Source organism: Terriglobus sp. YAF25, from assembly GCF_052113305.1.
Taxonomy (GTDB): domain Bacteria; phylum Acidobacteriota; class Terriglobia; order Terriglobales; family Acidobacteriaceae; genus Terriglobus.
Genome location: NZ_JBFRCY010000267.1, coordinates 1 through 6070, shown reverse-complemented (window position 1 = coordinate 6070; position 6070 = coordinate 1). Strand labels below are relative to the sequence as shown.

Below are 6070 nucleotides of genomic sequence, written 5' to 3'. Positions count from 1 at the left end.
CCTCAGCGCAGGTAGAGCGCATGCGGTCGGCAACCATCTCCGGTTCTTTGACGATCTGCTCCACCGTGAGCTGACCGATGATGCCGCGTAGATGGCCTTCCATGACCAGGCGGATCAGACCTTCGCGCTGTGCGGGTGTCTTGGTCAGGAACTGCTCCGCGGCTGTAAGGATCGACTGCTGATCGCTGCGCACCTTGATCTGGGCCACGGCCTCTACGGTTACGGCGACACCTTGTTTGGTGTACATGTCCTGCTGCGGAGCGACGTCGAACGACATCAGTTCAAGCGAGAGCTCGCGGCAGCTTTCCATGAGCGGGAAGATCACCGAGCCGTGTCCTTTGATGACACGCGGCCCACGAAAACCGTAGACGATCAGGGCTTCATTTGGTCCGGCTTTACGAAACATCTTGGCCAGAAGGACCAGAAGAACCAGCGTCGATACGGCAATGAGTCCAACAATAATGAATACCGAGTCCGGCATAACATTCCTTTGAGTTATAGCCAGTCGTAAGGCATGATCTGCCGTTCACCCGGTCGCTGGCTGCGGCCGGGCAGGCATTGAGCTTTCTTCTGCAGCTCAGGTAGAAGAACTTGAGTAAAAGCTGGCCCTAGAGCGTTTTCCCTGTGGGTGTAGTCCAAAGCCTCTGCATCCTATGGGCGTTTTCCGCAATGAAAACGCCACTGCACGCCCTTTCCGGGATACCCAATAACAGGGAAACGCTCTAATCCGGACGGTCGAGCTGGAGATCGTGCCATGGCTTCACGTAGGCCACGCCGCGCTCATAACGCAGCACGATCACCTCGGCGCCACGCGGCAGCGGTTGCCCATCCGCGCTGCGGGCAATCGCCGAGCAGCGCACGCCGTTCTGCGTGTACAGCAGTTCGCCGGTACCTCCATCGCGAATGCCTGCGCTCAGCCGTCCGGTAACACCACGAACATCCGTATCCTCGGCGGTCAGCTCCCGCTCGCGCGGCAGCAGCACCTTTGTAAAGAAGGTGAACAGAATCGCCGCCCCCACCAGACCGCTTCCTGCCGCCAGCAGCAGGACTACAGGAGCGATGAATACGCTGTAGTGATGCAGCAGATATCCGGCGCCGCCGAACCAGCACAGAAACGCGAGTACGGTGAAGGCGTTGAAGCGCGAGACTCCATGGCCATGGTGCAGACCGGCCGAATGGCCGAGGTGGAAGTGTCCCAGATGAAGATGTCCAAAACCACCGACTGCGGACAGCACACTCAAAACCAATCCGGTACCAAAGCAGACGAGATAGATGACATCCCAATTCATCGTTATTCCTTTCTTCCGCGAGCCGCCTTCTTTGGGACAGCCTTCGCGGGTTTCCTCTCCACCTCTGCCGGCCGCAGAATTTCTGTCAGCCGCTCGACCAGGTGGGGCGTGTCGAGAATCGATGCCAGTAGCAGCAGGCATTGCCGGGAGCGGTCATTGCGCGCCACCTTCAACAGCGCCGCGCGCAGCTCCGGATCGCGCCGGAAACGCTCAGCTCCGCTGACCAGCCAGAGATCGATCTTGTCCTCTAGCACCCGCGCATCCGAGAGCAAGTCGGCATGATATCCCTCAGGGTCATCCACCAGATAGCCGGGATGCACCTTGAAGAACTTCGCCAGCACCTGCCTGGTTGTGTTGGTGAGATGGGGGCGGGCTCCGCTCTCGATCTGCGAGAGGTAGCTCTGGCTCAGCGAGCCTCCGGTCTCTGCCTCAATGGCCCGCATCAGTTCCTGCTGCGTCATCGACCGGTTCATCCCGCGAAGCGAACCTTCCACCTCGCGGAGGTAGCGGATTTTCTCTGCCAGTTTCATGGCTATTGCAATCCGCAATATTTATATCGCAAATTGCGATAAAGGTCAAGAGGGACGTTTGTGCCGGAGGTTTTACTGCGTGGGTGGGTTTTGTTGAATGGTTGAATCGTTGAATGGTTGAATCGTGTGATTGTGGCGGGCTGCAATATCAAGCCACATGCCGCTAAAGGTTCAAGTGGAAAGGCCCTCTCGTTTGAGAGGGCCTACGATTCAACCATTCAACTATCCAACCATTCAACTGTTTTTAAAAATCCTCATGGCTGAAGTCGACCTCTCCTGCTACGGCGACCTGGTAAGCGGAGACGCGGCGCTCGAAGAAGTTGGTCAGCTCCTGCACGTCTTGCAGCTCCATGAAGGCGAAGGGATTCTTGCTGCCGAAGATCGGCTGCATGCCCAGACGGGAGACGCGTGAGTCGGCGACGTACTCGAGGTACTGGCGCATATCGCGTACGCTCAGGCCGGCGACACCCCCGGAGAGCAGGTCTTCCGCGAACTGTAGCTCAGAGTTGACCGCGTCCTTCAGCATCTCGACGATGTCCTGCTCCAGTTGTGCATCCCAGAGATCCGGCTGCTGGCTGCGGACGACGTTGACGACCTCGAAGGCAAACTCGAGGTGCGCGCTCTCATCGCGGAATACCCAATTGGTGCCTGATGCAAGGCCGTGCAGGAGTCCCTTGGAGCGCAGGAAGTAGACATACGCAAACGCGGCGAAGAAGAACAGACCTTCAATGCAGGAGGCGAAGCAGATCAGGTTCAGAAGGAACTGGCGGCGGTGCTGTATGGTCTCCAGGTGATCGAGCTTCTGGATGGAGTCCATCCAGCGCATGCAGAACTCGGCCTTCTTGTGGATGGAAGGAATATTCTCGACGGCGGAGAAGGCGGCGGCGCGCTCATCGGGATCGGGGATGTAGTTGTCCAGCAGCGTGAGATAGAACTGCACGTGCACGGCCTCTTCAAACAATTGGCGCGAGAGATAGAGGCGCGCTTCGGGCGAGTTGATGTGCTTGTAGAGATTCAGCACCAGGTTGTTGGAGACGATGGCGTCACCGGTGGCGAAGAAGGCGACCAGGCGCTGGATGAGGTGGATTTCGGCCGGGGAGAGCTTGCTGCGTAGATCGACCAGGTCGGTGGAGAAGTCGACCTCTTCCACGGTCCAGGTGTTCTTGATACCGTCGCGGAACATGTCGTAGAAGACCGGGTAGCGCATGGGGCGCAGGGTCAGGCAGAGACCGGGATCGAGGATATGTTCGGGAACTTCAACGGAAGACGGAGACGAAGACATAGGTAGACTCCTTCGAGTACAGGGCCAGTCCTTCCTGTATCAGAGAAGGACTGGCTGGATGGATGGGGTTACTGGCAGGCTTCGCAGCTCTCGGGATTCTCGAGCGAGCAGGAGATGGCCTCAGAGGGCGTGTAGGTTGTAGTAGCAGCGGCAGGTGCTGCTGCCGGAGCAGTCTGCCGCGCGCTGGAGCCCTGGATGGTGGTCTTGGCGATACGCGTCGCCGGGCGCGAGCGCAGGTAGTAGGTGGTCTTGATGCCGTTCTTCCAGGCGTACATGTACATCGACGACAGCTTGCCGATGTTGGGGCTCTCGGCGAAGAGATTCAGGCTCTGCGACTGGTCGATGTAGGCTCCACGATCGCGCGCCATATCGATCAGCGAGCGCATGGGGACCTCCCATACAGTGCGGTAGACCAGCTTCAGATCGTCCGGGAGCTCGTCGATGCCCTGTACGGAGCCTTCGCTCAGCTTCAGACGCTGCCGCATCTCTTCGTTCCACAGGCCGCGGTCCTTCAGGTCGTTCACCAGGTACTTGTTCACCTGCAGGAACTCGCCCGATAGCGTYTCGCGCTTGAAGAGGTTGGAGAYCTGCGGCTCGATGCACTCGTAGCAACCGACAATCGACGCGATGGTGGCCGTCGGAGCGATGGCGATCAGCAACGAGTTGCGAACGCCGAATTGCTTGATGCGCTCACGCAGCGCGTCCCAGCGGGCGGTATCTTCCGGAACGATATTCCAGAGATCGAACTGCAGCTTGCCCTCGGCGAGGCGGCTCTGCGCGAAGGCCTCGTGAGCGCCGAAACGCTCGGCGAGCTGATTGCTGGCTACGAGAGCGTGATAGTAGATCTCTTCCTGAATCTTGCGCGAGAGCTCACGAGCCTCGGGTGAGTCAAAGGCGATCTTCATCTGGAAGAAGACGTCCTGCAGTCCCATCAGACCCAGGCCTACTGGACGCCACTTGGCGTTAGACTTTGCTGCTGGCTCGACCGGGTAATAGTTGATGTCGATCACGCGATCGAGCATCGGTACAGCGATACGAACCGTCTCGGCCAGCTTGGCGAAGTCAAACTTGGCCTCCGGAGTGAGGTACAGCGCCAGGTTGATAGAGCCTAGATTGCAGACGGCCGTTTCATCCTTGCTGCTCACCTCGGTGATCTCGGTGCACAGGTTCGAGAGATGCACGGTGTTGCCTGGGACGCCGGTCTGGTTGCACTTCAGGTTGCAGGCGTCCTTGAAGGTCATCCAGCCATTGCCGGTCTCGGCCAGCGTACGCATCATGCGGGCATAGAGATCGCGAGCCTTTACCTGGCGGCGGTACTTCTTGTCGGCCTCGGCCTGTTCGTAGGCGGCCTTGAAGGCATCGCCGAAGGTGTCGGGAAGTTGTGGAACATCCTTCGGATCGAAGAGTGACCATATGCCATCGGCATCCACGCGCTCCATGAAGAGGTCGGGGATCCAGTTGGCGGTGTTCAGATTGTAGGTACGGCGGGCGTGGTCACCGGTGTTGTCGCGCAGCTCCAGGAACTSYTCGATGTCSGCGTGCCAGGKCTCSAGGTASACRCAGSMSGCGCCCTTRCGYYKGCCGCCCTGGTTGACGGCGGCGACAGAAGAGTCCAGTGTGCGCAGCCACGGCACAATGCCGTTGCTCAGGCCGTTGGTGGCGCGGATCAGCGAGCCTTCGCTGCGGACGCGGTGGAAAGCGAGACCGATGCCGCCGGAGAACTTCGAGAGCATCGCGACCGACTTGTAGGCGTCGTAGATCGACTCCAGCGAGTCCGAGGGAGAGTCGTGCAAATAGCAGCTCGACATCTGCGGATGCTTGGTGCCGGAGTTGAACAGCGTCGGTGAAGACGGCATGTACTCGTGCGAGGCCATCAGGCGATAGAACTCAATCGCCTCCGCCGGTGTGCCGGCAAGGCCGCAGGAGACGCGCAGGAAGAAGTATTGCGGTGTTTCGATGACGCTGCGCGAGATTGGATCGCGCAGGAGATAGCGGTCATATACAGTGCGCAGGCCGAAGTACTCGAAACGGTCGCTGAACTATTCAGTCCCTGGGCGCAGCGCTGTACCGCGCGCACGATCTTGTTGACGTCGACCGGTTCCAGCGAGCCGTTGCGCTTGCGCACATGCATGACCGCGGTTTCCGAGGCAGGTGCGGGAAAACCGGGATGCATATCATGCAGCGTAGCCTGCGAAATGGGATGGTTGGAGAGGGTGGCCATCGCTCAGAAGCTCCTTGTCACCGGCCTCTGCGGACGTGGCGGGGAGGAGGGCTGTCAGGGTGCCAGCACGAGAAAGGCACCTGAGCCGCTGACCACGCCGTTCCCTCCGCGGGGACGATGATTTGCGTATTCCTCACGGCAGGTGCTCGGACTTTAACCGTTGCGGGACAGTGCCGGGTTTCCACCGGTCTTTCCCTGCACATCGTGAAGTTCCTCCACAGTAGCTTGCGATGGATTAGAAAGCAACCCAAGATATTGCGGTCGATGTGGAAATGTAGGTGAGGCAATGGATTTTAGCGGAAGAGCAATGTACTGGTAGGACCACACCTGCTATTCCTTTGGAAGGTGTAGTCTTAAAGTGCGAGGAGAACTTTCCAATGGCGACCCTTTTGGAGCAGCTCAAGCAGTACACAACCGTCGTAGCCGACACCGGCGATATGCAGTCGATGGAGAAATTTAAGCCGACTGACGCCACCACTAACCCGTCCCTGATCACTGCCGCGGCCAACATGCCCGCCTATTCGCACATTGTGGACGAAGTGCTGAAGGAAGCCAAGCAGAAGGCCGGCGCCAACGCCGACGATAAGGCGATTGCCGCCGAAGCCTTCAAGACGCTTGCCGTCGCCTTCGGCAGGAAGATTCTTGAGATCGTTCCCGGCCGCGTATCGACCGAGGTGGACGCTCGCCTCTCCTACGACAAAGAGAAGACGATCGCTGTCGCCCACGACATCATCAAGCAGTACGAAGA

The 6070-nt window shown here is 59.0% G+C and carries 7 protein-coding genes and 1 riboswitch; of the genes, 1 reads left to right on the top strand and 6 read right to left on the bottom strand.

The features are described from left to right. The 6 genes from AB4043_RS12725 to AB4043_RS12700 all read right to left on the bottom strand — a co-directional run. Positions 1 to 481, bottom strand: a 481-nt coding sequence (locus tag AB4043_RS12725; protein WP_442307200.1) for an SPFH domain-containing protein, incomplete at its 3' end; no start/stop codon positions are given. Between the two features lie 241 nt (positions 482 to 722). Further along, positions 723 to 1289, bottom strand: a complete 567-nt coding sequence (locus tag AB4043_RS12720; protein ID WP_442302294.1) for a hypothetical protein — start codon at positions 1287 to 1289, stop codon at positions 723 to 725. Positions 1290 to 1291: 2 nt separating this feature from the next. Beyond that, positions 1292 to 1819 (bottom strand): helix-turn-helix domain-containing protein, encoded by a 528-nt coding sequence (locus AB4043_RS12715; protein WP_442302295.1) that lies wholly within the window; start codon positions 1817 to 1819, stop codon positions 1292 to 1294. A 244-nt stretch (positions 1820 to 2063) separates the two neighbouring features. Then, a complete protein-coding gene (locus tag AB4043_RS12710; RefSeq protein WP_442302296.1) occupies positions 2064 to 3101 on the bottom strand; it encodes a ribonucleotide-diphosphate reductase subunit beta in 1038 nt (345 codons plus the stop codon). A gap of 68 nt (positions 3102 to 3169) precedes the next feature. Beyond that, positions 3170 to 5074 carry a ribonucleoside-diphosphate reductase subunit alpha gene (locus tag AB4043_RS12705; protein WP_442307201.1) on the bottom strand — a complete coding sequence of 635 codons (1905 nt, stop codon included), beginning with the start codon at positions 5072 to 5074 and terminating at the stop codon, positions 3170 to 3172. Beyond that, positions 4975 to 5322, bottom strand: coding sequence for an ATP cone domain-containing protein (locus tag AB4043_RS12700; RefSeq protein WP_442307199.1), 348 nt, complete (start codon positions 5320 to 5322; stop codon positions 4975 to 4977). Before AB4043_RS12700 ends, AB4043_RS12705 begins: the two co-directional genes overlap by 100 nt. A gap of 132 nt (positions 5323 to 5454) precedes the next feature. Next, positions 5455 to 5531, bottom strand: a riboswitch (adenosylcobalamin-variant (AdoCbl-variant) riboswitch). A 168-nt stretch (positions 5532 to 5699) separates the two neighbouring features. Here AB4043_RS12700 and AB4043_RS12695 point away from each other — a divergent pair. Continuing rightward, a partial coding sequence (locus tag AB4043_RS12695; protein ID WP_442307198.1) for a transaldolase family protein occupies positions 5700 to 6070 on the top strand: 371 nt, incomplete at its 3' end.